The sequence below is a fragment of the Streptomyces sp. Y20 genome (genome assembly GCF_043195475.1).
Taxonomy (GTDB): Bacteria; Actinomycetota; Actinomycetes; order Streptomycetales; family Streptomycetaceae; genus Streptomyces.
On record NZ_JBIDDP010000008.1, the window covers coordinates 45,064 to 66,969 of the forward strand.

Annotated in this window: 19 protein-coding genes and 1 pseudogene; 9 read left to right on the forward strand and 11 right to left on the reverse strand. The window is 73.4% G+C overall.

Annotation, left to right across the window (positions count from 1 at the left end):
• Positions 1 to 6: 6 nt before the first annotated feature.
• Both ACGFT1_RS21145 and ACGFT1_RS21150 read right to left on the reverse strand, forming a co-directional pair.
• Entirely contained in the window at positions 7 to 1,278 is a 1,272-nt protein-coding gene (locus tag ACGFT1_RS21145; protein ID WP_373910490.1) for an ATP-binding protein, read from the reverse strand.
• Positions 1,279 to 1,310: 32 nt separating this feature from the next.
• Entirely contained in the window at positions 1,311 to 1,988 is a 678-nt protein-coding gene (locus tag ACGFT1_RS21150; protein ID WP_030653180.1) for a response regulator transcription factor, read from the reverse strand.
• A 488-nt stretch (positions 1,989 to 2,476) separates the two neighbouring features.
• Here ACGFT1_RS21150 and ACGFT1_RS21155 point away from each other — a divergent pair, with 488 nt between their 5' ends.
• A complete protein-coding gene (locus tag ACGFT1_RS21155; RefSeq protein ID WP_373910491.1) occupies positions 2,477 to 3,982 on the forward strand; it encodes a peptide MFS transporter in 1,506 nt (501 codons plus the stop codon).
• Between the two features lie 943 nt (positions 3,983 to 4,925).
• Here ACGFT1_RS21155 and ACGFT1_RS21160 read toward each other — a convergent pair.
• Both ACGFT1_RS21160 and ACGFT1_RS21165 read right to left on the reverse strand, forming a co-directional pair.
• Positions 4,926 to 5,495, reverse strand: coding sequence for an ATP-binding protein (locus tag ACGFT1_RS21160; RefSeq protein WP_373910492.1), 570 nt, complete (start codon positions 5,493 to 5,495; stop codon positions 4,926 to 4,928).
• Between the two features lie 327 nt (positions 5,496 to 5,822).
• Entirely contained in the window at positions 5,823 to 6,200 is a 378-nt protein-coding gene (locus tag ACGFT1_RS21165; protein ID WP_373910493.1) for an STAS domain-containing protein, read from the reverse strand.
• A 246-nt stretch (positions 6,201 to 6,446) separates the two neighbouring features.
• On the opposite strand from ACGFT1_RS21165, the gene ACGFT1_RS21170 reads away from it, so the two are divergent.
• The gene (locus tag ACGFT1_RS21170; RefSeq protein ID WP_373910494.1) at positions 6,447 to 7,343 is read left to right on the forward strand and encodes an RNA polymerase sigma factor SigF; all 897 of its coding nucleotides are present in this window, start codon (positions 6,447 to 6,449) and stop codon (positions 7,341 to 7,343) included.
• A 145-nt stretch (positions 7,344 to 7,488) separates the two neighbouring features.
• A pseudogene (locus ACGFT1_RS21175) lies at positions 7,489 to 8,385 on the forward strand (DMT family transporter); the annotation flags it as partial.
• Positions 8,386 to 8,635: 250 nt separating this feature from the next.
• Here the strand turns inward: ACGFT1_RS21175 and hutI are convergent.
• Genes hutI through hutU form a run of 4 tightly spaced genes read right to left on the reverse strand, consistent with a single transcriptional unit; the run spans position 8,636 to position 14,083 of the window.
• Positions 8,636 to 9,808, reverse strand: a complete 1,173-nt coding sequence (gene hutI, locus ACGFT1_RS21180; protein WP_373910495.1) for an imidazolonepropionase — start codon at positions 9,806 to 9,808, stop codon at positions 8,636 to 8,638.
• A gap of 29 nt (positions 9,809 to 9,837) precedes the next feature.
• Positions 9,838 to 11,175, reverse strand: a complete 1,338-nt coding sequence (locus ACGFT1_RS21185; protein WP_373910496.1) for a formimidoylglutamate deiminase — start codon at positions 11,173 to 11,175, stop codon at positions 9,838 to 9,840.
• Positions 11,172 to 12,374 (reverse strand): allantoate amidohydrolase, encoded by a 1,203-nt coding sequence (locus ACGFT1_RS21190; RefSeq protein ID WP_373910746.1) that lies wholly within the window; start codon positions 12,372 to 12,374, stop codon positions 11,172 to 11,174. Before ACGFT1_RS21190 ends, ACGFT1_RS21185 begins: the two co-directional genes overlap by 4 nt.
• A 44-nt stretch (positions 12,375 to 12,418) precedes the next feature.
• Positions 12,419 to 14,083, reverse strand: coding sequence for a urocanate hydratase (gene hutU / locus ACGFT1_RS21195; protein WP_373910497.1), 1,665 nt, complete (start codon positions 14,081 to 14,083; stop codon positions 12,419 to 12,421).
• 310 nt (positions 14,084 to 14,393) lie between these two features.
• Here hutU and ACGFT1_RS21200 point away from each other — a divergent pair, with 310 nt between their 5' ends.
• Genes ACGFT1_RS21200 through ACGFT1_RS21215 form a run of 4 tightly spaced genes read left to right on the forward strand, consistent with a single transcriptional unit; the run spans position 14,394 to position 16,504 of the window.
• Positions 14,394 to 14,777: a hypothetical protein gene (locus tag ACGFT1_RS21200; protein WP_373910498.1), complete on the forward strand. Its 384-nt coding sequence runs from the start codon at positions 14,394 to 14,396 to the stop codon at positions 14,775 to 14,777.
• A complete protein-coding gene (locus tag ACGFT1_RS21205) occupies positions 14,774 to 15,571 on the forward strand; it encodes a transcriptional regulator (protein WP_373910499.1) in 798 nt (265 codons plus the stop codon). The genes ACGFT1_RS21200 and ACGFT1_RS21205 overlap by 4 nt, the downstream gene beginning before the upstream one ends.
• Positions 15,572 to 15,602: 31 nt before the next feature.
• Entirely contained in the window at positions 15,603 to 16,109 is a 507-nt protein-coding gene (locus ACGFT1_RS21210; protein WP_373910500.1) for a roadblock/LC7 domain-containing protein, read from the forward strand.
• A gap of 20 nt (positions 16,110 to 16,129) precedes the next feature.
• Positions 16,130 to 16,504 carry a hypothetical protein gene (locus ACGFT1_RS21215; RefSeq protein ID WP_121788412.1) on the forward strand — a complete coding sequence of 125 codons (375 nt, stop codon included), beginning with the start codon at positions 16,130 to 16,132 and terminating at the stop codon, positions 16,502 to 16,504.
• A 7-nt stretch (positions 16,505 to 16,511) separates the two neighbouring features.
• Here the strand turns inward: ACGFT1_RS21215 and ACGFT1_RS21220 are convergent, their stop codons facing one another.
• Positions 16,512 to 17,096 carry a hypothetical protein gene (locus ACGFT1_RS21220; RefSeq protein ID WP_373910501.1) on the reverse strand — a complete coding sequence of 195 codons (585 nt, stop codon included), beginning with the start codon at positions 17,094 to 17,096 and terminating at the stop codon, positions 16,512 to 16,514.
• A 97-nt stretch (positions 17,097 to 17,193) separates the two neighbouring features.
• A complete protein-coding gene (locus tag ACGFT1_RS21225) occupies positions 17,194 to 18,036 on the reverse strand; it encodes a MurR/RpiR family transcriptional regulator (RefSeq protein ID WP_356817487.1) in 843 nt (280 codons plus the stop codon).
• 179 nt (positions 18,037 to 18,215) lie between these two features.
• On the opposite strand from ACGFT1_RS21225, the gene ACGFT1_RS21230 reads away from it, so the two are divergent.
• Positions 18,216 to 18,638, forward strand: a complete 423-nt coding sequence (locus ACGFT1_RS21230; protein ID WP_373910502.1) for a hypothetical protein — start codon at positions 18,216 to 18,218, stop codon at positions 18,636 to 18,638.
• A gap of 638 nt (positions 18,639 to 19,276) precedes the next feature.
• On the opposite strand, the gene ACGFT1_RS21235 is transcribed toward ACGFT1_RS21230, so the two are convergent.
• Complete coding sequence (locus tag ACGFT1_RS21235; RefSeq protein ID WP_373910503.1) at positions 19,277 to 20,668, reverse strand: cystathionine beta-synthase; 1,392 nt, start codon at positions 20,666 to 20,668, stop codon at positions 19,277 to 19,279.
• Between the two features lie 161 nt (positions 20,669 to 20,829).
• Between ACGFT1_RS21235 and ACGFT1_RS21240 the strand changes: the two genes are divergently transcribed.
• Positions 20,830 to 21,849, forward strand: a complete 1,020-nt coding sequence (locus ACGFT1_RS21240) for an SGNH/GDSL hydrolase family protein (protein ID WP_373910504.1) — start codon at positions 20,830 to 20,832, stop codon at positions 21,847 to 21,849.
• The last annotated feature ends 57 nt before the right edge of the window (positions 21,850 to 21,906 follow it).

The following is a 21,906-nucleotide window of genomic DNA, read 5'->3' on the forward strand; positions in this document are numbered from 1 at the left end:
GCGCGCTCAGCGCACCGTCGGGCGGTCGTCGTCCGGGGTGCGGGCCGGGGGCGTGCGGGACAGGAACAGGCCGAAGACCGGGGGCTGCGCCTGGAGCAGCTCCAGCCGGCCGCCGTCGGCCTCCGCGAGGTCCCGGGCGACGGCCAGGCCGATGCCCGTGGAGTTCCGCCCGCTGATCGTGCGCTCGAAGATCCGCGCGCCGAGGTCGGCCGGCACACCGGGCCCCTCGTCGGTGACCTCGATCACGGCCTGGTTGCCGGTGACCCGGGTGCGCAGGGCGACGGTCCCGCCGCCGTGCATCAGGGAGTTCTCGATCAGCGCGGCCAGCACCTGGGCGACCGCGCCCGGGGTGCCCACCGCCTGGAGATGCCGTTTGCCGGAGCTGACGACCGCCCGGCCGGCGCTGCGGTAGGCGGGCCGCCACTCGGCGAGCTGCTGCTGGATGACCTCGTCGAGGTCGAAGGTGACGGCGGAGCCGGTACGCGGGTCGCGGGAGTTGGTCAGCAGCCGCTGGACGACGTCCGTCAGCCGCTCCACCTGCGTCAGCGCGATGGTCGCCTCCTCCTTCACCGTGTCCGGGTCGTCGGTGAGGGTGATCTCCTCCAGCCGCATGGACAGGGCGGTCAGCGGCGTACGGAGCTGGTGGGAGGCGTCGGCGGCCAGGCGCCGCTCGGCGGTCAGCATGCGCCCGATCCGCTCGGCGGAGGAGTCCAGCACATCGGCGACCCGGTCCAGCTCGGGAACCCCGTAGCGCTTGTGCCGGGGGCGCGGGTCGCCGGAGCCGAGGCGCTCGGCGGTCTCGGCGAGGTCGGTCAGCGGGGAGGCGAGCCGGCTGGCCTGGCGTACGGCGAGGAGCACGGCGGCGACCACGGCGAGCAGCGCCACCAGGCCGATGATCAGCAGGGTGCGGCCGACCTCGCGGGTCACCGCGGAGCGCGGCTCCTCCACGGTGACGCTCTCGCCCTCCTCGCCCGTCTGCCGGGCGCGGATGACGTCACCCTGCGGCGGGGTGCCGATCTCGATGGGCGGCCGGCCGGGCATGCGGATCACCGCGTACTGCTCCTTGCTGACCGGATTGCGCAGCACGTCCGCGTTGACGTTCTCGGCGGCGAGTATCCGGCTGTCGACGATGCTGGCCAGCCGCACCGCCTCGGAGTACACCCGCTCCTGGGCGCTGTTGCTGATCGTCCGCGTCTCCACGATCACCAGGGAGACACCGAAGACGGCGATCACCACCAGGACGACGGCGAGGGTGGACTGGATGAGACGTCGGCGCATGGTCGGTCACCTGTGCTGTCGCTGGTCCGGGCTCAGCTCTTCTCGAAGCGGAAGCCCACGCCGCGGACCGTCGCGATGTACCTCGGGTTCGCCGCGTCGTCGCCGAGCTTCTTGCGCAGCCAGGAGATGTGCATGTCGAGGGTCTTGGTCGAGGACCACCAGGTGGTGTCCCACACCTCGCGCATCAGCTGATCGCGGGTCACGACCCGGCCGGCGTCCCGCACCAGCACCCGTAGCAGGTCGAACTCCTTGGCGGTGAGCTGGAGTTCCTCGTCGCCCATCCAGGCCCGGTGCGACTCGACGTCGATCCGCACCCCGTGCGTGGCCGGCGGCTGCTGCGGCTCGGCGGCGCCGCGCCGCAGCAGGGCCCGGACCCGGGCGAGCAGTTCGGCGAGCCGGAAGGGCTTGGTGACGTAGTCGTCGGCGCCCGCGTCCAGGCCGACGACGGTGTCCACCTCGTCGGCCCGCGCGGTCAGGATGAGGATCGGCACGGTGTGGCCGTCGGCACGCAGCCGGCGGGCGACCTCGAGGCCGTCCATGCCCGGCAGGCCCAGGTCCAGCACGACCAGGTCGACACCGCCCTGCATTCCGGCGTCGAGCGCGGCGGGTCCGTCCTCGCGCACCTCGACCTCGTAACCTTCCCGGCGCAGGGCGCGGGCCAGCGGCTCCGAGATGGACGCGTCGTCCTCGGCGAGCAGTACACGGGTCATGAGGTGATGGTAGACCGCTCGCGGAGGGTGCCGGGGTGTGATCGCTTCCCGGGCTTCTTACCTTCGCGGCCCACTGGTACGAACCATTGACCTGGGGATGGGATCGTAGAAGGGACCTTCGAATGCCCTCGTGCGGTTCCCACGACACCTGTGATCCGCGTCTCAAGTCCTTCCATATCCGGCGGTGTCCTGCCGTATGGTGACCTGAACGCCTGTAGTACACCGGGGGCCTTCGGCGGGCAGTGACGCTGAAGGTCTCTTTTGTGTGCGGGCTGATGAAGATCAGCCTTGAAAGGAATGACCTCTGGCCGGGCTCCGGACGCAGTGACGCGTCGGAGCGTGGATCCCGGTGGTCGCCGCCCACCGCTCCGCGATCCGGAACGGACTCCCCCTGGGCGTGGGGGTGGACGGCCGACCCCGCCGGTGCCGGCCGCACCCCCACCGGGCGCGCACGCTCGACCGCGCGTCCCGACCAGCAAGGAACGACCATGGCGTCCAGCCTGACGAAGGACTCGGTCCGCCCGGGCACCCCCGGGTCCGAGAAGACCTTCTTCGGCCACCCCCGCGGACTGGCCACTCTCTTCATGACCGAGATGTGGGAGCGTTTCTCCTACTACGGCATGAGGGCCCTGCTCCCGCTGTACCTGGTGGCCCCGGGTGGCCTGCACATGAACGCGGGCACGGCGACCGCGATCTACTCCGTGTACGTGTCGCTCGTCTACCTGCTCGCCCTGCCCGGCGGCTGGTTCGCCGACCGGGTGCTCGGCCCCCGCAAGACGGTCGCCGTCGCCGGTCTGGTCATCATGCTCGGCCACCTGTGCCTGGCGCTGCCCGCCGCCGCCAGCTTCTTCGTCGGCCTGGGCCTCGTCGCCATCGGCTCCGGCCTGCTGAAGGCCAACATCTCCACGATGGTCGGCCACCTGTACAAGGGCCCGGACGACCCGCGCCGGGATGCCGGCTTCACGCTGTTCTACATCGGCATCAACCTCGGCGCCTTCGTCGCGCCGCTGGTCATCGGCACCGTCGGCGAGAACGTCAACTGGCACCTGGGCTTCGCGCTGGCCGCCCTGGGCATGGCGCTGGGCCTCGTCCAGTACCTGCTCGGCGGGCGCCACCTCAACCCGCGCAGCAGCGAGGTCCCCACCCCGCTGTCGGCCGCGGAGAAGGCCGCCACCCTGCGCAAGGGCCTGATCTGGCTGGCCGTCGCCGCCGTCTTCTACGGCGCCGTGAGCTTCTCCGGCCACTTCACCCTGAACTGGGCGCTGATCCCGCTCACCCTGATCGGCCTGCTCGTGCCGATCCTCGTCATCACCCGGATCCTGCGCGACAAGGACCTGGAGCCGGCGGAGCGCTCGAAGGTGTCGGCGTACATCTGGTTCTTCGTGGCCGCCGCCGTCTTCTGGATGATCTACGACCAGGGCGGTTCGACGATGTCGATCTTCGCCTCGGACTCGGCCAAGAACTCGGTCCTCGGCTGGACGTTCCCGGTCTCCTGGTACCAGTCGGTCAACCCGGTCATGATCATGGCCCTGGCGCCCGTCTTCGCCTGGCTGTGGCTGTGGCTGAACCGGCGCGGCAAGGAGCCCAGCACGATCGTGAAGTTCTCCTCCGGCCTGGTCCTGGTGGGCGCGTCCTTCTTCCTCTTCCTCGCCCCCCTGTCGATCGCCGAGGGCGGTCACAAGGCCGCGGCGCTGTGGCTGGTGGCGATCTACTTCGTGCAGACCGTCGGTGAGCTGACTCTGTCGCCGGTGGGTCTGTCGGTGACGACGAAGATGGCGCCGAAGAAGTACGCCTCGCAGATGATGGGCGTCTGGTTCCTCGCGGTCACCGCGGGCGACTCGATCACCGCGCTGCTGTCCAATCCGGCCGTCGGTGGCGTCAACCTCGACAAGATGGGCTTCGTCGCCCTGGAGGCCGTGCTCGCCGTGATCGCAGGTGTCGCGGTGTGGATGTACCGCAGCAAGGTCAAGAAGCTCATGGGCAACGTGAACTGACGACCGCTGAACACGACTGGAGGGCCGCCGCATCCCGGGATGCGGCGGCCCTCCAGGCTTTTGCGTGCGGGCGGGGCGACCCGCCGGGTGATGCCGGGTTCGGCAACCTGCGGGGGCCTGCGGCAGGTTCGGGGGCCTGCGGGGTTCGGCGGGCCTCCCGGGGGGCGGGGTGGGAAGTGCGGTGGCTCCGCGGTGGGGGGCGGGGTACGGCGGCTCTGCGGGTGCCTGCGAGGTTCGCGGCCCTCCGGGGGTGCCGGGGCACGGCGGCCTGCGGGCGCCGACCGGCGGGCGGTGGGGCTGCGGTGACCTGCCGGACGCATGGGCCCTCCAGGAAGTTCGCGGGGGCGGCGGCCTGCGGGCGCCGACCGGCGGGCGGTGGGGCTGCGGCATACGGTGTCTGGCGGAGCGCCTTCGGGGTGCGGTGACCTGCGGGGCGCCGAGGCCGACGGCGCGCGGGGCCGTGGCTCGGACGCCGGGCCGCGAAGGGTCGCAGCGTGCGGCTCAGCGCGTCCCGCACCGGGCAGCACCGGGCCGTCAGAGGCCGGGGCGCTGCCACCGCTGGGCCCCGCGCCGCGTGCCGTGGTCGCCGGGCCCGGCGACGCCGCCGGCGTCGCTGCCACCGCTGACCTGCCTGTCGAGTGCCGGCGTACCCGCCCACGGCCCGCACGGCTGCCAGGGGTGCCAAGGCGTCTGTCCGGGCCGGCGGGTACGTCAGAGGCGGATCAGGCGCCTGGCGACAGGAACGGCGGGCCGGACAGGTCGCGGAACTCCGCGGGGCCGGACCGCCGGGGTGCTGCCCACAGGTATCCGTCCCTGCCGGCAGGCACGTCGTAGCCGTACCGCGCGTTCCGGTCGTCGGTCCGACCGGGGTGGCGACAGTGCAGGGGAACGCTGGGCTCCGGTGACGGTCGGGCGGCGCTCGCGCGCCGCCTCGCGTCAACGGTCAGGCGGGCGCGCCCATTTCCGCCCAGACGGTCTTGCCGGGGCGCCCGTCGGTGCGGACCACGCCCCAGTCCAGGCACAGCCGCTCCACGATGAACATGCCGTGGCCGCCCGGGCGGCCGGCGCGGTGCGGGGTGCGCGGGGCCGGCTGGCCCGCGCCCCGGTCCGAGACCTCGACCCGGATCACCTTGTTGTCGCAGGAGAGGAACAGCTCGTCGGGGCCATCGGCGTGCAGGCAGGCGTTGGTGACCAGTTCGGAGACGACCAGCAGGACGTCCTCGGCGGCGGCCCGCTGGTCCGCGGAGTCGGCGGGCAGCCAGCCCCACGCGTACAGCGCCTGGCGGGTGAAGTCACGGGCGAGGGGGACGACCCCGCTCTCGCCTTCCAGACGGAGTCTGCGGAGCTGCGGGCTCCGTTCCTGCGGTGTGCCGCCGGACGAGCCGGTCGGCACGGACGGCGCGGCTGCCCCCGTGGTTGCGCCGACGACCGGCGCAACCCCCTCGGACGCCCCGGAAGCGCCGCTGGGCTCCGGGCCGCGGTCGCCCGGCGAGTAAGGCCGGGTGGTGCTCATCAGCGCTTCACCTCACCGATTCACCAGTTCATGATCCTAAAAGTGCGGTCAAAGGTCCGGCACCACCGGTGCCGGGTCGTACGTCGTCCGGCCGCCGCCCGCGCGTCATCCGTGCGGGGTCCTGTGACCACCGGTCCGCCGAGGCGGGTCCAGTCCAGGCCGTTCGCCGGGCCCGGCAGGGTCCGGCGGCCGTCCGGTCGCCTCCTGGTTCTTCTGCCCTCTCCTGCCCGACCGATCCGGCGGAACACCCCTGTGTTCGGCGTGACGCGCGCAACGCCCGAAAGCGGCCGGCGACGGGTGCCCGGACGGGCCGCGCGGGGCGGCGGGTCAGTCGGCACCGTCGGCCAGGGCCGCCTCCAGTGAGTCATGGAGGGTGAAGACCGCTTCGGCTCCGGTGATCTCGAACACGCGGGCGACCACTGGCTGCATTCCGGCGAGGTGGACACCGCCTCCGGCGGCCTCCGCCTTCAGCCGGGCGCCGAGCAGGACGTTCAGGCCCGTGGAGTCGCAGAACTCCAGGCGTGAGCAGTCCACCACGAGCCGCGCGAAGCCCTTGGCCAGAAGGTCGTCGAGGGGCTCCCGCAAAAGATCGGCGGTGTGGTGGTCCAGCTCTCCGGCCGGTGTCACTACGGCGCTGGAGCCCTCTTCCCGCACCTCCACCAGAAGCCGGCCCGACTGTGCGCTGCCGACCGTCCCGTGGTCCATGCCGTCTCTCTCCCGAGGTCGTGGCTGCTGATGCCCTCGAACATTACGCCTTCCCCGCGCACTCCGACACCCGAACAACCGCGCACAAACGGACATATCACAACACATTGCTCTTGCGACTCGCTCGGTTCAGCGGGTAGGGCTAGTAGGGACACACATCCCTACACGCCGGCTTCGGAGGCGCCGCACACGGTAGTGCACGCACTGGCTTCGGCAGCCTTATGCCGAGAACGATGGAGGACACCCATGTCACCCCGGCTCGACGCATCGCATACCCCCATCGCGACGTCGGCACCCCCACCGGAACAACTGGAACATCCCATCGGCGCCCTCGACCTCCCCGAGGGACTCCCGGAGATCCCCCCGTACGACGAGATCGGCCCGGTCGACGCGCGGGCGCTGTCCAAGACCCTGTTCGAGCGCCTGGAGTCGCTGGAGGAAGGGACGCACGAGCACGCGTACGTCCGCAACACGCTCGTCGAACTGAACCTCGCGCTCGTGAGATTCGCCGCCGCCCGCTTCCGCTCCCGCAGCGAGCCGATGGAGGACATCGTCCAGGTCGGCACCATCGGCCTGATCAAGGCGATCGACCGCTTCGAACTCGCCCGCGGTGTGGAATTTCCCACATTCGCGATGCCGACCATCATCGGTGAGATCAAACGCTTCTTCCGGGACACCTCGTGGTCCGTGCGCGTCCCGCGCCGGCTCCAGGAGCTGCGGCTGGACCTCGCCAAGGCCGGGGACGAGCTGGCGCAGAAGCTGGACCGCGCCCCGACGGTCGCGGAACTCGCCGAGCGGCTCGGCCTCTCCAACGAGGAGGTCGTCGAGGGCATGGCGGCCTCGAACGCCTACACGGCCTCCTCGCTGGACGCCCAGCCGGACGAGGACGAGTCCGAGGGCGCGCTCGCGGACCGCATCGGCTACGAGGACCACGGGCTCGAGGGCATCGAGTACATCGAGTCGCTCAAGCCGCTGATCGCCGGTCTGCCGGCCCGCGACCGGAAGATCCTCTCGCTGCGGTTCGTGGCGAACATGACCCAGTCGGAGATCGGCGAGGAACTCGGCATCTCCCAGATGCATGTGTCCCGGCTGCTGTCGCGCACGCTGGTCCAGCTGCGCAAGGGACTGACCGTGGAGGAGTGAGCCTGTCGTCCACCGCGGGAGCGGCCCGGCCGACGCGCCGGGCCGCTCCCGCGTTCGGGCAGCCTCCACCGGCTGAGGGGTACCCGACCGGGCAACCGTCATGCCGCCGCAGTGCGCCCCGTCCGTACGCCCCCGAAGGATGCCCATGACTGTCTCCGCGGCCCGTGGCGGCCGGCTCACCGATCTTCCCGTCCTGCTGATCGCGGTGGTGTGGGGTTCCAGCTACCTGGCCGCCAAGGGCGTCACCACGGAGCGGACGGTGCTCGCCGTGCTGGTGCTGCGGTTCGCCCTGGCCGTGCCGGTGCTCGCCGCCGCCGGTCTGCGGCGGCTGCGCGGGCTGAGCGCGGCCCAACTGCGCGGTGGCGGGCTGCTGGGGCTGATCCTCGCCGGCATCTTCCTGCTGGAGACGTACGGGGTGGTGCACACCTCGGCGACGAACGCGGGCCTGATCATCAGTCTCACCATGGTCTTCACCCCGCTCGCCGAGAGCAGGGTGAGCGGCACCCGGCTGCCCGGGTCGTTCCTGACGGCGGCCGGACTGTCCGTGCTCGGTGTCGCCCTGCTGACCCTGGGCGCGGGTTTCACCGCCCCGAACGGCGGCGACCTGCTGATGCTCGGGGCCGCCGCCGCCCGTACGGCGCACGTCCTGGCCATGTCCCGCATGAAGTCGGTGCGGGGGGCGGACGCGCTGTCGCTGACGACCGTTCAGCTGGGCGGTGCGGTCGTGGTGTTCGCCGTTCTGGTGGCGCTGCCGGGCACCGGCGCCTCGCCCTGGTCCGCGGCGGCCGGGTTCGGCGCCGGGGACTGGCTGGGGCTGCTGTACCTGTCGGTGTTCTGCACGGTGCTCGCGTTCTTCGTGCAGATGTGGGCGGTCCGGCGGTCGTCCCCGTCGCGGGTCAGCCTGCTGCTCGGCACGGAGCCGGTGTGGGCCGCGGCCGTGGGCATCGCCCTGGGCGGCGACCGGCCGGGCCCGCTCGGATACCTCGGCGCCGTCCTGGTGCTCGCCGGTACGGCCTGGGGCCGGACGCCGGCGGACCGGGGACGCACGGCCGGTGCGCACCCGGACGGCATCGCCGCGGACGGCGTCACAACGGACGGCGTCACAGCGGACGGCGTCACAGCGGACGGCGTCACGGCAGCCGGCGTCACGGCAGCGGGCGGGCAGGCTCCGTCGCCGGGCCGTGGCCAGGCTCCGGTGGCGGGCGGTGGCTGTGGAGCCACCGCGGTGGAGCCCGCCTGACCGGTCCGCGAGGACGTCGCGCGGGCGCGCTGCCGGGGTGCCCGGCCGCCGCTCAGACGACGCGTACGCCCCCGCGCCACACCCCGCTGACCAGCGGCACGCCCGGCCGGTAGGCCAGGTGGACGTGGCTCGGGGCGTCCAGGAGGATCAGGTCGGCGCGGGCGCCGGGCGTGAGGCGGCCGATGTCGGTGCGGCGCAGGGCGGCGGCGCCGCCCGCCGTGGCCGACCAGACCGCCTCGTCGGGCGTCATCCCCATGTCACGGACGGCGAGGGCGATGCAGAACGGCACCGACGAGGTGAAGGAGGAGCCGGGGTTGCAGTCCGTGGAGAGGGCGACGGTGACGCCCGCGTCCAGCAGGCGGCGGGCGTCGGGCCACTGCGCGCGGGTGGAGAACTCGGCGCCCGGAAGCAGGGTGGCGACCGTGCGGCCCTGGGCCAGGGCGTCGACGTCGGCGTCCGTGAGGTGGGTGCAGTGGTCGGCGCTGGCCGCGTCGAGTTCGACGGCCAGCTGGACGCCGGGGCCGTAGGTGAGCTGGTTGGCGTGGATGCGCGGGTGCAGGCCCTTGGCCCGGCCGGCCGTGAGGATCGCACGGGCCTGGTCGCCGTCGAAGGCGCCCTTCTCGCAGAACACGTCGATCCAGCGGGCGTGCGGCGCGCAGGCGTCCAGCATCTCGCCGGTGACCAGGGCGACGTAGGCCGCCGGGTCGTCGGCGTGGTCCGGGGGGACGATGTGCCCGCCGAGGTAGGTGACCTCGTCGGTGTGCGTGGCCGCGACGCGCAGGGCACGCGACTCGTCCTCGACGGTGAGGCCGTAGCCCGACTTGGTCTCGAAGGTGGTGGTGCCCTGGCGGAGCGCCTCCGCCAGGTAGCGGGTCAGGTTCGCCTCCAGCTCCGCGTCGCTCGCGGCCCGGGTCGCGGCGACCGTCGTGCGGATGCCGCCCGCGGTGTAGGCGCGACCGGACATACGGGCGTTGAACTCCTGCGTGCGGTCGCCCGCGAAGAGCAGGTGGGAGTGGGAGTCCACGAACCCCGGCAGCACCGCCCGGCCGCCCGCGTCGACCCGGTTGTCGGTGGCGGGTGCTTTGCTTGCTTCACCGGTCCACGCGATGCGGTCGCCGTCGATGACGACGGCCGCGTCCTGGACCAGGCCGAGGGCGGAACCTCCCAGGGAGGGGTCGTTGGTGACCAGCGTGGCGATGTTGGTGATGACGGTGCTGCTGCTCATGGTGTCGTCCTCGTGGGGGTCGGCGTTCCTCAGCCGCGCAGGGCTTCGACGGCGGCGGCCAGTGCGCGCGGCACGTCCGGTACGAGCGTGTGCGCGCCGTCGCGTACGACGTGCCGGCCGCCCACGACCGTGTGCCGTACGTCCGCCGCGCCCGCCGCGAAGACGGCCGTCTCGGCGCCCAGCCGGGGCGGCGGCCCGGCCGTCCTGACCGTGTCCAGGGCGATCGTCGTCAGGTCGGCGAGCGCGCCGGGCTCGATGGTGCCGGCGTCGTCCCAGCCCAGGGCGGTGTGGCCGTCGGCGGTGGCGGCCCGCAGCAGCGCCGCGGCGGTCCAGTGGCCCCGGGTGCGGGTGCGCAGCCGCTCGTCCAGTTCCATCGCGCGTGCCTCTTCGAGCAGGTCGATGACGGCGTGGCTGTCGGAGCCGAGGGAGAGCGGGGAGCCGGCCCGTTGCAGCGCGGCGGCCGGGCCGATGCCGTCGGCCAGGTCCCGTTCGGTGGTGGGGCACATGCAGGTGCCGGTGCCCGAGCCACCGAGCAGGGCGATGTCCTCGTCGGTGAGGTGGGTGCTGTGCACACCGGTGGTGCGCGGCCCGAGGGCGCCGTGGTCGGCGAGCAGCCGGGTGGGCGTGCGGCCGTGGGCGGCCAGGCAGGCGTCGTTCTCGGCGGTCTGCTCCGACAGGTGCACGTGCAGCGGGGCGCGCCGCTCCTCGGCCCACCGTGCCACGGTGGCCAGCTGGCCGGCGGGGACGGCCCGTACGGAGTGGATCGCCGCCCCGATCCGGGCGTGGTCCCGCTCCCGCAGATCCGCGCAGCGTGCGGCCCAGCTCTCCGCGTCGCCGTCGGAGAAGCGCTGCTGGTGGCTGTCCGGCGGCTGCCCGAAGCCGGCGGAGAGATAGCAGGTGTCGAGGAGGGTGATGCGGATCCCGGCCTCGGCGGCGGCGGCGATCAGCGCCTCGCCCATGGCGTTGGGGTCGGCGTAGGGGGTGCCGCCGGGCGCGTGGTGCACGTAGTGGAACTCGCCGACGCAGGTGATGCCGGCGAGGGCCATCTCGGCGTACACCGCGCGGGCCAGGGCGTGGTAGGTCTCCGGGGTCAGCCGGTCGGCGACGGAGTACATCACCTCGCGCCAGGTCCAGAAGGTGCCGCTGCCGACCTGGACGGTGCCGCGCAGCGCCCGGTGGAAGGCGTGGCTGTGGGCGTTGGCCAGACCCGGGAGGGTCAGCCCGCGCAGCACCTCGGCGCCGGGCGGCGGGGCGGGCGTCGCGGTGCGTACGGCCGTGACGCGGCCGCGCGCCACCTCGACCGTCACGCCCGGTTCGACCCGGTCGCCCAGCCAGGCGTGCTCCAGCCAGTAGGTTCCCTCGGTCACCGGCAGGCCAGTCCTTCCAGTACGTCGGCGAGTGCGCGCACCCCGGCCACGCAGTCGTCCTCGGCCGCGGACTCGGCCGGGGAGTGCGAGACACCGGTGGGGTTGCGCACGAACAGCATGGCGGTCGGGATGCTCCCGGACAGGATGCCGGCGTCGTGTCCGGCACCGGTTCCGAGGACGGGTACCCGCAGGCCGGTGTCCCGGCCCAGGATGCGGGCGAGTTCGTCCCGCAGGGCGTGGTCGAACTCGACGACCGGGGTGAAGGACTCCCGGACGACGTCGAGGTCGACGCCGTGCGCGGCGGCGTACTCGCGGGCGGCCTTCTGCACTCCCCCGACGACCGTGTCCAGGGTCTCCTGGTCGGCGGCGCGGGAGTCGAGCCAGCCGCGCACCAGCGAGGGGATGGCGTTGACGCCGTTCGGCTCGACGGAGACCTTGCCGAAGGTGGCGACGGCACCGGCGAGTTCGGCCTCGCGGCGGGCGGCGAGCACGGTCTCGGCGTAGGACGGCATCGGGTCGCGGCGGTCGGCCAGCCGGGTGGTGCCGGCGTGGTTGGCCTCGCCGCGGAAGTCGAACCGCCAGCGGCCGTGCGGCCAGATGGCGCTGGCGATGCCGACCGGGTCGCCGGACAGGTCCAGCGCGCGGCCCTGTTCGACGTGGAGTTCGACGAAGGCGCCGATCCGGGCCAGCCGCTCGGGGTCGGCACCGATGGCCTCGGGGTCGTACCCGGCGGCCTCCATGGCGCGCGGCAGGCTGACCCCGTCGCCGTCGGTGAGCCGGTGGGCCTGCTCGGCGGTCAGCTGGCCGGCGGTCAGCCGGGAGCCGACGCAGGCGAGCCCGAACCGGGCGCCCTCCTCGTCGCCGAAGTTGACGACGGCCAGGGGCCTGGTGAACTCGGCTCCCCGGCCGCGCAGCTCGTCGAGCGCGGCGAAGGAGGACACCACCCCGAGGGGCCCGTCGAAGGCGCCGCCGTCCGGCACGGAGTCCAGGTGCGATCCGGTGACGACGGCGTCCCCGGCGGCCGGATCGCCCAGCCAGGCCCACTGGTTGCCGTTCCGGTCGACCTCGTACGACAGCCCTCGCGCCCGGGCCTGCTCCTCGAACCAGGCCCGGCAGTCGGCGTCGGCCCCGGTCCAGGCGTAGCGGCGGTATCCCCGGGAGCCGGCGTGGCGGCCGATGGGGAGCAGCTCCGCCCACATCTCATGGAAGGAGCTGCCCACGACGGACTCGGCGGAACGCTGGGTCACGCCTGGTCACCCTCGCGCATCGGGACCCGGACCCCGCGCTCGGCGGCCACCGACTCGGCGATGTCGTACCCGGCGTCCACGTGCCGGATGACACCCATGCCCGGGTCGTTGGTGAGGACGCGCCGGATCTTCTCGCCGCCCAGCTTCGTGCCGTCGGCCACGGTGACCTGCCCGGCGTGGATGGACCGTCCCATGCCGACGCCGCCGCCGTGGTGGATGGACACCCAGGAGGCGCCCGAGGCGACGTTGACCATCGCGTTCAGCAGCGGCCAGTCGGCGATCGCGTCGGACCCGTCGAGCATGGCCTCGGTCTCGCGGTACGGGGAGGCGACGGAGCCGCAGTCCAGGTGGTCGCGGCCGATGGCCAGCGGGGCGGCCAGCTCGCCGCTCGCCACCATGTCGTTGAACCGCTCGCCGGCCTTGTCGCGCTCGCCGTAGCCGAGCCAGCAGATACGGGCGGGCAGGCCCTGGAAGTGGACGCGCTCGCCGGCCATCTTGATCCAGCGGGCCAGGGACTCGTTCTCGGGGAACAGCTCCAGGAGCGCCTTGTCGGTCTTGGCGATGTCGGCGGGGTCGCCGGAGAGGGCGGCCCAGCGGAAGGGGCCCTTGCCCTCGCAGAAGAGGGGGCGGATGTAGGCGGGGACGAAGCCGGGGAACGCGAAGGCGCGGTCGTAGCCGGCGAGTCGCGCCTCGCCGCGGATGGAGTTGCCGTAGTCGAAGACCTCGGCGCCGGCGTCCATGAAGCCGACCATGGCCTCGACGTGGCGTGCCATGGACTCACGGGCGCGGGTGGTGAAGCCGGCCGGGTCCTTGGCGGCGGCGTCGGCCATGTCCTCGAAGGCGATGCCGGTGGGCAGGTAGGCCAGCGGGTCGTGGGCGGAGGTCTGGTCGGTGACGATGTCGATGGGCGCGCCCATGGCGAGCAGCTGCGGAACCAGTTCGGCCGCGTTGCCGAGGACGCCGATGGACAGCGGACGGCGCGCGTCGCGGGCCTCGACGGCCAGCTGGAGGGCGTGTTCCAGACTGTCGGCCGCGACGTCGAGGTAGCGGTGCTCGATGCGGCGCTCGATGGCGCGCGGGTCGCAGTCGATGCAGAGGGCGACGCCGTCGTTCATGGTCACGGCGAGGGGCTGGGCGCCGCCCATGCCGCCGAGGCCGGCCGTGAGGGTGATCGTCCCGGCGAGGGTGCCGCCGAACTTCTTCGCGGCGACGGCGGCGAAGGTCTCGTAGGTGCCCTGGAGGATGCCCTGGGTGCCGATGTAGATCCAGGAGCCGGCGGTCATCTGGCCGTACATGGTCAGGCCGAGGGCCTCCAGGCGGCGGAACTCCTCCCAGTTGGCCCAGTCGCCGACGAGGTTGGAGTTGGCGATGAGGACGCGCGGGGCCCATTCGTGGGTCTGCATGACGCCGACCGGGCGGCCGGACTGGACCAGCATGGTCTCGTCCTGCTTGAGCGTCCGCAGCGTGCGCACCATGGCGTCGAAGGAGCGCCAGTCACGGGCGGCCTTGCCGGTGCCGCCGTAGACGACGAGCTTGTCGGGGTGCTCGGCGACCTCGGGGTCGAGGTTGTTCTGGAGCATGCGCAGGGCGGCTTCCTGCTGCCATCCCAGCGCGCTGAGTTCCGTGCCGCGCGGTGCTCGTACGGGGCGGGGTCCCGACATCGTCTGCCTCCTCCGGTGCCTACGTCTATTCACATCCTGTCTGTCTGAATAGAGCTAGTCAATACATCGGAGCGCCGATACGGGAGACAGGGGGCGCACGCGCCCGCTCACGCCACCCTTGAGCGCCCGTGCGCCGTTGACAGGCCCCCCGTCACCGGTGATCAACTCCTGCGTCACAGAGGGCAATTGACCCACACTAGTACGCCGGAAGCATGTTCCATCGGAAAATGCCAAACGCATCACCTCCCGCACACACGTTGCGTAGTGTCTTAGTCACTCAGCCGGAGTCCCAGGCGGGAGGGGAGCCACGGTGCCCGGAATCGACGAGTGCCTGCTGGAAGCGATGCGGTTACCGGGTGCCCGGGGAGCCGCGCTGGTGGACTGGACCAGCGGACTGGCCCTCGGCACGGTAGGCGAGGCGCCCGGCGGCGACCACGAGACGACCGCCGCCGAGGCCGCCGAACTGGCCCGGATGGCCACCGAACACGGCACCTTCGCGGCGCGCGGGGGCGACCTGCTGCCCGTGGAGGACGTGATCATCAGCAACGGTGACAGCTATCACCTGCTGCGCTTCCTGGACACGTCCTTCGACAGCAGCGTGTTCCTGCACCTGTGGCTCGGCCGCGAGGAGGGCAACCTCGCGCTCGCCCGGATACGGCTCGGCGAGATGGCCGCCCGGCTGGTGCTGGGATGACCGTGGTCCGCATACCTCCGTCGCCCCTGCCGGTGCGGGACACGACGGCCCCGCGCGCGCTGTCGCCGATGCTGACCCGGCTGGCCGAGGAGCGGGCCACCGGCGTCCTGCTCCGCGAGTGCGGCGCCCTGTACCTCGCCGAGGGCCGGGTGGTGCACGCCGAAAGCCCCCTCGCCCCCGGCCTCGACGTGCTCCTCACCGCCCACGGCACCCTCGCGACCACCGCCTGGCAGTGGGCCGCCGCCCGCGCCGCGGGCCCCCCGCAGGCCGCCGGGCTCCTGCTGGACTCAGGACTGCTGCCCGCGGGCGCGCTGGAACTGTGCCACCTGGACGCCCTGTACGACGCCGGGTACTTCGCGCTGGCGCCGAGCAGCACCCCGGGCCGGTTCCGCTACGACAGCACGCCCCGGCCCGGCCCGCTGCCCTCGGTCCCGGTCGTCGCGCTGGAACGCGAGACGCTGCGGCGCCGCCTGCTGCTGCACCGGCTGTGGCCCGACCCGGCCGTCGACGGCGCCCCGCTGATCCGCGCGGACCCGGCGGCGGCCACCCCGCTCACCCCCCGGCAGCGGGCGGTCCTGGACCGCGTGGACGGCGTCCGCTCGGCCGTCGAGATCGCCCGGAACCTGGGACGGCAGGCCTTCCACACCCTCGTCGACGTACGCCGGCTCGCGGCGGCCGGCCACGTCGCCCCGGTGGCAGCCGGGTACGCGCGGCCCGCTCCGCCGCCGCCGACGGTCACCGACCCCGACATCGCGCTGCTGAAGAGGCTCAGGGATGCGCTGGAGGCACTTTGAACGGCACCGCCCCGCCGAGAGGAGAGAGCTGATGGTGTCCGACGAGGTTTTCCAGGCCGTCCTGGAGGAGCTGCGCCGGCTGCGCACCCGGGTGCCCCAGCTCACCGGCGCCCTGGCGGCCGGTGTCGACGGTCTCGTCATCGCCCACGACACCCCCGGGGTGGACCCGGAGGGCCTGTCCGCGCTCACCGCCGCCTCGCTCGGCGTCGCCGTGCGGGTCACCGACACCACCGGGCACGGCGGCTTCCGCGAACTGCTGGTGCGCGGCGAGCGCGGCTATGTCGCCACCTACGCGGCCGGCCGTACCGCCGTACTGACCCTGCTCGCCCAGGACCGGGTCAACGTCGGCCGGCTGCACCTGGAGGGCCGCCGGGCCGGAGCGCGCGTCGGGGAGCTGCTCGACGCCGCCGAGGCGGCGGCCCGAGCCGCCCGTCCGGCCCGCAGGCCACCCGGCGCCGTCAGCTCCGTGCCCCCGGCCCGCCCCCGCCCGACCACCCGCACCACGAGCGCCGAAACGCGCGCCGCGACCGACAGTTGAACGATCCGGAAGGACTCACCATGGCCAACACCGAGACCGCGCTGAAAGAGGCGCTGACCTCCATCGAGGGCGCCACCGGCGTCGCGCTCGTCGACTACACCAGCGGGATGGCGCTGGGCACGATGGGCGGCAGCAAGACCTTCGACCTGAACGTGGCCGCCGCCGGCAACACCGACGTCATCCGCGCCAAGATGCGCACGATGGAGATGCTGGGCCTCAAGGGCGGCATCGAGGACATCCTCATCACCCTGTCGGACCAGTACCACCTGATCCGCCTGCTCAACAGCCGCGGCGGCAACGGCCTGTTCCTCTACCTGGTCCTCGACTCGGGCCGGGCCAACCTGGCGATGGCCCGGCACCAGCTGAAGCGGATCGAGGAGGAGCTGGAGGTCTGACGGCGGCTCAGACGAGTGCCGCGGTACGGCGGCGGGCCCCGCCCGGGGCCGCGTCGCCGGCCGCCACGCCCGTACCGCGCAGGCCCCTGACGGCCTTGCCGGCCGGGCGTCCGCCGAACCGGCCGAGCCAGTCGACGCGCACCCACAGCAGCGTCTGCCCGGCCCGCTCCAGCCGGCCGAGCCACGCGGCCTTCAGCCGCAGCCCGGCGCCGAGCCCGGCCAGCAGCAGGCCGCCGGCCACGGGCACCGCGAAGGCGGATCCGAGGGCGGCGGCGCCGCCGAGCAGCAGCCACCAGCGGTGTCCCCGGCGCCAGTTGCGCACGGTCACCGCCCGGTCCTGCAGGATGTCGTACTTGCCGGCGCGGGCCGCGCCGCGGGCGAGGGCGGTGTACCGGCCCCGGCGGGCGAGGGCCACGCCGGCCACGCCGAGCAGGAAGAGCGCCGCCCCGGCGAGTACGCCGATCCGGCGTCCGGTCAGTCCTTCCGGTACGGCGCCGATCCCCGCGGCGACCACCCCGCTCCACCAGAGCGGGGCGGCCCCCGCCCGTACGACGACGGCCACCCGGGCCAGTCCCTGTCCTCCGCGCGCCACGTCAGCCTCCCGTGTCACGTTGCAGTGAGCGCCTGTGTCCTCCCGGGAAGCTAATAGCAGAACCTGAGACGAGTCTGAGAGAGGCCGTGCGGGGTTCTCACTCCACGAACAGTCCGCGCGCCGCCGCGCCCGCGTCGAACTCCTCCAGGCGGGCCTGGGCGTCCGGCAGGTCGTCGCAGACCGCCTCCAGCAGCACCCGGCCGAGCAGCATCGGCGCGCACGCGGTGTCGAAGGCCAGCCCGGTGCCGACGGCGGCGGGCAGCAGCAGGTCGGAGTACTTGGCGACGGGTGCGAACGCGGAGTCGGCGACCGTGACGACGGTCAGGCCCGCGTCCTTGGCGTAGGCGAGCGTGTCCACGACCTCGCGGGGGTGCCGGGGCAGCGCGAAGCACAGCAATGCGGTGGCGCCCGCGCGGACGGCGGCGTCGACGCGGTCATGGATCATGGTGCCGCCCTCGTGGAGCAGCCGTACGTCGGGGTGGACCTTGGCGGCGAAGTAGGCGAAGCCGTAGGCCTGGGAGGCGGCGGCCCGCAGGCCGAGCACCGGCAGCGGGCGGGAGGCGGCGAGGATCCGGCCGGCCTTCTGCACCGGGCGCGGGTCGGCGAGCAGCTCGGCGAGGTGCCGGAGGTTCTCGATCTCGGCCTCGACGGCCTGCTGGTACTCGTTGTAGGCGCCCGCCCCGGCGGCCGGCTCGGCCGGGACGACCTCGCGCAGGTGCCTGCGCAGGGCGGGGTAGCCGTCGAAACCGAGGGCGACCGCGAACCGGGTCACCGACGGCTGGCTGACCCCGGCCAGGTCGGCCAGTTCCACGCTGGACAGGAACGGTACGTCGGCGGCCCGGCGCACCATGCTGTGCGCGATGCGGCGCTGGGTCGGCGTGAGCCGGTGCCCCTCGAAGAGGGCCTGCAACCGGTTGGCCGGGCTGTCGGTCGCACTCATGACGTACTCCCCCTCTGCGAGTCCTCGACGCCCCGGGAGAGTACAGCGCCGGGGCGTGGACACACACCAGTCGATTATTCAGAGAGCGTGTCACTGCATACCGTTATACATCCCCGGCCGTCCGGACCGGGGGGCTAGCCCCAGTGCGGCACCGGCCGCCGCTCCCTAGGCTGGCCCGCATGAGCACACTCGACCCGCGAGGCACCGACCTCGGAAGGGACCTCGACGCCACCGTGCGGGCCCGCCGGGAACTGGGCGACGACTACGACACCGTGCTGGTCGACTCCTTCCTGGAGAAGGTCGAACAGCGGATCGACGACGCGGTGGACCGCCGGGTACGGCGCCGGCTGGCCGAGCAGGACATGGCGGCGGCCCGCGGCACCCGGCGGCCGAAACCGGCCGACTCCTGGGCCGAGCGCTACGGCTTCGCCCTGATCACGCTGGTCCTGGCCATTCCGCTGTCCGCGATCGCCGCCGCCTTCGCGGGACTGTCCGGGATGGTCGTCACCTGGCTCGGCATCGTCGGCGTCAACGCGGTGCAGGCGGTCCGGCTGAACCCGGAACTCTTCCCCGGCCGCGACCGGCCCACGACCGACGACTGACGGCCCCCGGCCCGGTCCCCGGCGACCGCGCGTCACACGTCGCCCCCGGCCGTCCATGCCGGAGACTCGCGCGTCGTACGTCGGCCCCCGCCCACGCCGGCCACCCGCGCCGCGCACGTCATGCCCGGCCGTCCATGCCGGTCACCGCGCGTCCGCGGGCCCGGCAGGTCGCGCGCCTGCGCGTGCCGGGCACCACCGCGGTGACCCGCGCGTCCCGCGGTCCCCGCACTCCGCCCGGGGACCGCGGACGGCCGGGAGGCTCGCGGTGCCCGGCAGTGGCGGGGTGAGCGCGCAGAAGACTTTCGCGGGGACCGCCGCACCCCCGTTTCCGGGGGGCGGGACGACGGCGGTCCCCGCGAGGGACGCGGGCCGGGTCAGGCCGGGCTCCCGCGTCCGTGGCGTCCAGGGAGGTCCGGGAGCCGCTCCGGTAGTCCTTGGCGCCGTTCGGCGCCGGCCCGGGCGGGAAGCCTCTGCCCGGGCGCGGAGCCCGGGAGGCGCTTGACCCGCCCCTGCCGACACCCACCACTGTGCCGGGCCCGTGTTAAGCGGGCGCTGCGCGCACGTGACACGCGCGTACCACTTCCGCGAACCCCGCCCCCGGTCCTCGTGGCGCTCCCGGACCGGGCGCGCGGAGTCCGCTACTTGCCGCCGCCCTTGGCCAGGAAGGCCAGGAGGTCCTGCCGGCTGACCACACCGGTCGGCTTGCCCTCGACGAGCACGATCGCCGCGTCGGCCGCGCCGAGCACCGCCATCAGGTCGCCGACCGGCTCACCGGAGCCGACCTGGGGCAGCGGCGCGGACATGTGCTTCTCCAGCGGGTCCTCCAGCGACGCGCGCTGGCTGAACAGGGCGTCCAGCAGTTCCCGTTCCACGACCGAGCCGACGACCTCGGCGGCCATGACGTCCGGGTGCCCGGCGCCCGGCTTGACGACCGGCATCTGCGAGACGCCGTACTCGCGCAGCACCTCGATGGCCTGGCCGACGGTCTCCTCCGGGTGCATGTGCACCAGGGACGGGATGGTCCCGCCCGCCTTGTCGCTGAGGACGTCGGCGACGCGGGCGCTGGGGCCCTCGTCCTCCAGGAAGCCGTAGTCGGCCATCCACTCGTCGTTGAAGATCTTGCTGAGGTAGCCGCGGCCGCTGTCCGGCAGCAGGACGACCACGACGTCGTCCGGGCCGAGCCGCTCGGCGACCTCCAGCGCGGCGACGACGGCCATGCCGCAGGAGCCGCCCACCAGCAGGCCCTCCTCCTTGGCCAGCCGGCGGGTCATCTGGAAGGAGTCCTTGTCGGAGACGGCGACGATCTCGTCCGCGACGCTGCGGTCGTAGGCGGTCGGCCAGAAGTCCTCACCGACGCCCTCGACCAGGTACGGCCGCCCGGAGCCGCCGGAGTACACGGAGCCCTCGGGGTCGGCGCCGATCACCTTGACCGCGCCCTGGCTGGCTTCCTTCAGGTACCGCCCGGTGCCGGAGATGGTGCCGCCGGTGCCGACGCCCGCGACGAAGTGGGTGATCTTCCCCTCGGTCTGCTCCCACAGTTCGGGACCGGTCGAGTGATAGTGCGAGAGCGGGTTGTTGGGGTTGGAGTACTGGTCGGGCTTCCACGCGCCCGGCGTCTCACGGACGAGCCGGTCGGAGACGTTGTAGTACGAGTCCGGGTGCTCCGGAGCCACGGCGGTCGGGCACACCACGACCTCGGCACCGTACGCGCGCAGTACGTTGATCTTGTCGGTGCTCACCTTGTCGGGGCACACGAAGATGCACTTGTAGCCCTTCTGCTGCGCGACGATGGCCAGTCCGACGCCGGTGTTCCCACTGGTCGGCTCGACGATCGTGCCACCCGGCTTCAGTTCCCCGCTCTGCTCGGCGGCCTCGATCATGCGCAGGGCGATGCGGTCCTTCACGGAGCCGCCCGGGTTGAAGTACTCCACCTTGGCCAGGACGGTCGCCTGGATGCCCTTGGTGACGCTGTTGAGCCTCAGCAGCGGGGTGTTGCCGACGAGGCTGATCATCGAGTCGTGGAATCGCACCGTTGTCTCCGGTTGCTTGCGCAAAATGTGGTCGTAAGTGGTGCCGCCAGCCTAAGGCCCCGGGCCGAACCGGCGTGGTCGTTCACTCCCCGTCGAGATTGGCGGACCGTCTGTACGGGGCAAGGAGTGGGTGTACGGCTACGAGGAGGTGGCGGCGACGCATGACGAGCATGTCCAGGGCGAGAGTGGCCCGGCGCATCGCGGCCGGAGCGGCGTACGGCGGGGGCGGGGTCGGGCTGGTCGGCGCCGCGGTCGTCGGCCTGGTGCTGACGGAGCTGCGGCTGGCCCGGCGCCATGTGGGCAACGGCAGCAGCGGCCGGGTGCCGCCGGCCGACGGGCTGTACGGCCACGCGTACGACGTCCCCGGCGAACCCCCGCTCCGCCTGACCATGCTCGGCGACTCCACGGCCGCGGGGCAGGGCGTGCACCGGGCGGGCCAGACCCCCGGGGCGCTGCTGGCGTCGGGCCTGGCGGCGGTGGCGGAGCGGCCGGTGGAGCTGCGCAACGTGGCGCTGCCCGGCGCCCGGTCCGACGACCTCGACCGCCAGGTGACGCTGGTGCTCTCGTCCGCGTTCCCGGACCCGGACGTGTGCGTGATCATGATCGGGGCGAACGACGTGACCCACCGGATGCCGCCGACCCGCTCGGTACGGCACCTGTCGGCGGCGGTACGGCGGCTGCGCACGGCCGGCGCCGAGGTGATCGTCGGCACCTGTCCCGACCTCGGCACGATCGAGCCCGTGCAGCAGCCGCTGCGCTGGCTGGCCCGGCGGGCATCCCGGCAGCTCGCGGCGGCGCAGACGATCGGCGCGGTGGAGCAGGGCGGGCGCACGGTCTCGCTGGGCGACCTGCTGGGCCCCGAGTTCGAGGCGAACCCGCGGGAACTGTTCGGCCCGGACAACTACCACCCGTCGGCGGAGGGGTACGCGACGGCGGCGATGGCGGTGCTGCCGACGGTGTGCGCGGCGCTGGGCCTGTGGCCGGCGGACGAGGAGCGGCCGGACGCGTCGCGGCGCGAGGGGTTCCTGCCGGTCGCCCGGGCGGCGGCCGAGGCCGCGTCGGAGGCCGGTACGGAGGTCACGGCGGCGATGCCGGCGGGGCCCCGGGGCCCGTGGGCGCTGCTCAAGCGGAGGCGGCGGCGCCGGGTGCCGGAGGCCGAACCGGCGCGCCCCTCGGTCTGACCGGGGTGGGTCCGCCCGCCGTCCTGTCGCGGTGAGCCGCCCAACCTGGCCAAGCAA

What these genes read in the sequence shown, in the direction of transcription:
- ACGFT1_RS21145 (WP_373910490.1), bottom strand. Translation starts at nt 1,278, where the DNA reads ATGCGCCGACGTCTCATCCAGTCCACCCTCGCCGTCGTCCTGGTGGTG.
- ACGFT1_RS21150 (WP_030653180.1), bottom strand. Translation starts at nt 1,988, where the DNA reads ATGACCCGTGTACTGCTCGCCGAGGACGACGCGTCCATCTCGGAGCCG.
- ACGFT1_RS21155 (WP_373910491.1), top strand. Translation starts at nt 2,477, where the DNA reads ATGGCGTCCAGCCTGACGAAGGACTCGGTCCGCCCGGGCACCCCCGGG.
- ACGFT1_RS21160 (WP_373910492.1), bottom strand. Translation starts at nt 5,495, where the DNA reads ATGAGCACCACCCGGCCTTACTCGCCGGGCGACCGCGGCCCGGAGCCC.
- ACGFT1_RS21165 (WP_373910493.1), bottom strand. Translation starts at nt 6,200, where the DNA reads ATGGACCACGGGACGGTCGGCAGCGCACAGTCGGGCCGGCTTCTGGTG.
- ACGFT1_RS21170 (WP_373910494.1), top strand. Translation starts at nt 6,447, where the DNA reads ATGTCACCCCGGCTCGACGCATCGCATACCCCCATCGCGACGTCGGCA.
- hutI (WP_373910495.1), bottom strand. Translation starts at nt 9,808, where the DNA reads ATGAGCAGCAGCACCGTCATCACCAACATCGCCACGCTGGTCACCAAC.
- ACGFT1_RS21190 (WP_373910746.1), bottom strand. Translation starts at nt 12,374, where the DNA reads ATGTGGGCGGAGCTGCTCCCCATCGGCCGCCACGCCGGCTCCCGGGGA.
- hutU (WP_373910497.1), bottom strand. Translation starts at nt 14,083, where the DNA reads ATGTCGGGACCCCGCCCCGTACGAGCACCGCGCGGCACGGAACTCAGC.
- ACGFT1_RS21205 (WP_373910499.1), top strand. Translation starts at nt 14,774, where the DNA reads ATGACCGTGGTCCGCATACCTCCGTCGCCCCTGCCGGTGCGGGACACG.
- ACGFT1_RS21210 (WP_373910500.1), top strand. Translation starts at nt 15,603, where the DNA reads ATGGTGTCCGACGAGGTTTTCCAGGCCGTCCTGGAGGAGCTGCGCCGG.
- ACGFT1_RS21215 (WP_121788412.1), top strand. Translation starts at nt 16,130, where the DNA reads ATGGCCAACACCGAGACCGCGCTGAAAGAGGCGCTGACCTCCATCGAG.
- ACGFT1_RS21225 (WP_356817487.1), bottom strand. Translation starts at nt 18,036, where the DNA reads ATGAGTGCGACCGACAGCCCGGCCAACCGGTTGCAGGCCCTCTTCGAG.
- ACGFT1_RS21230 (WP_373910502.1), top strand. Translation starts at nt 18,216, where the DNA reads ATGAGCACACTCGACCCGCGAGGCACCGACCTCGGAAGGGACCTCGAC.
- ACGFT1_RS21240 (WP_373910504.1), top strand. Translation starts at nt 20,830, where the DNA reads ATGACGAGCATGTCCAGGGCGAGAGTGGCCCGGCGCATCGCGGCCGGA.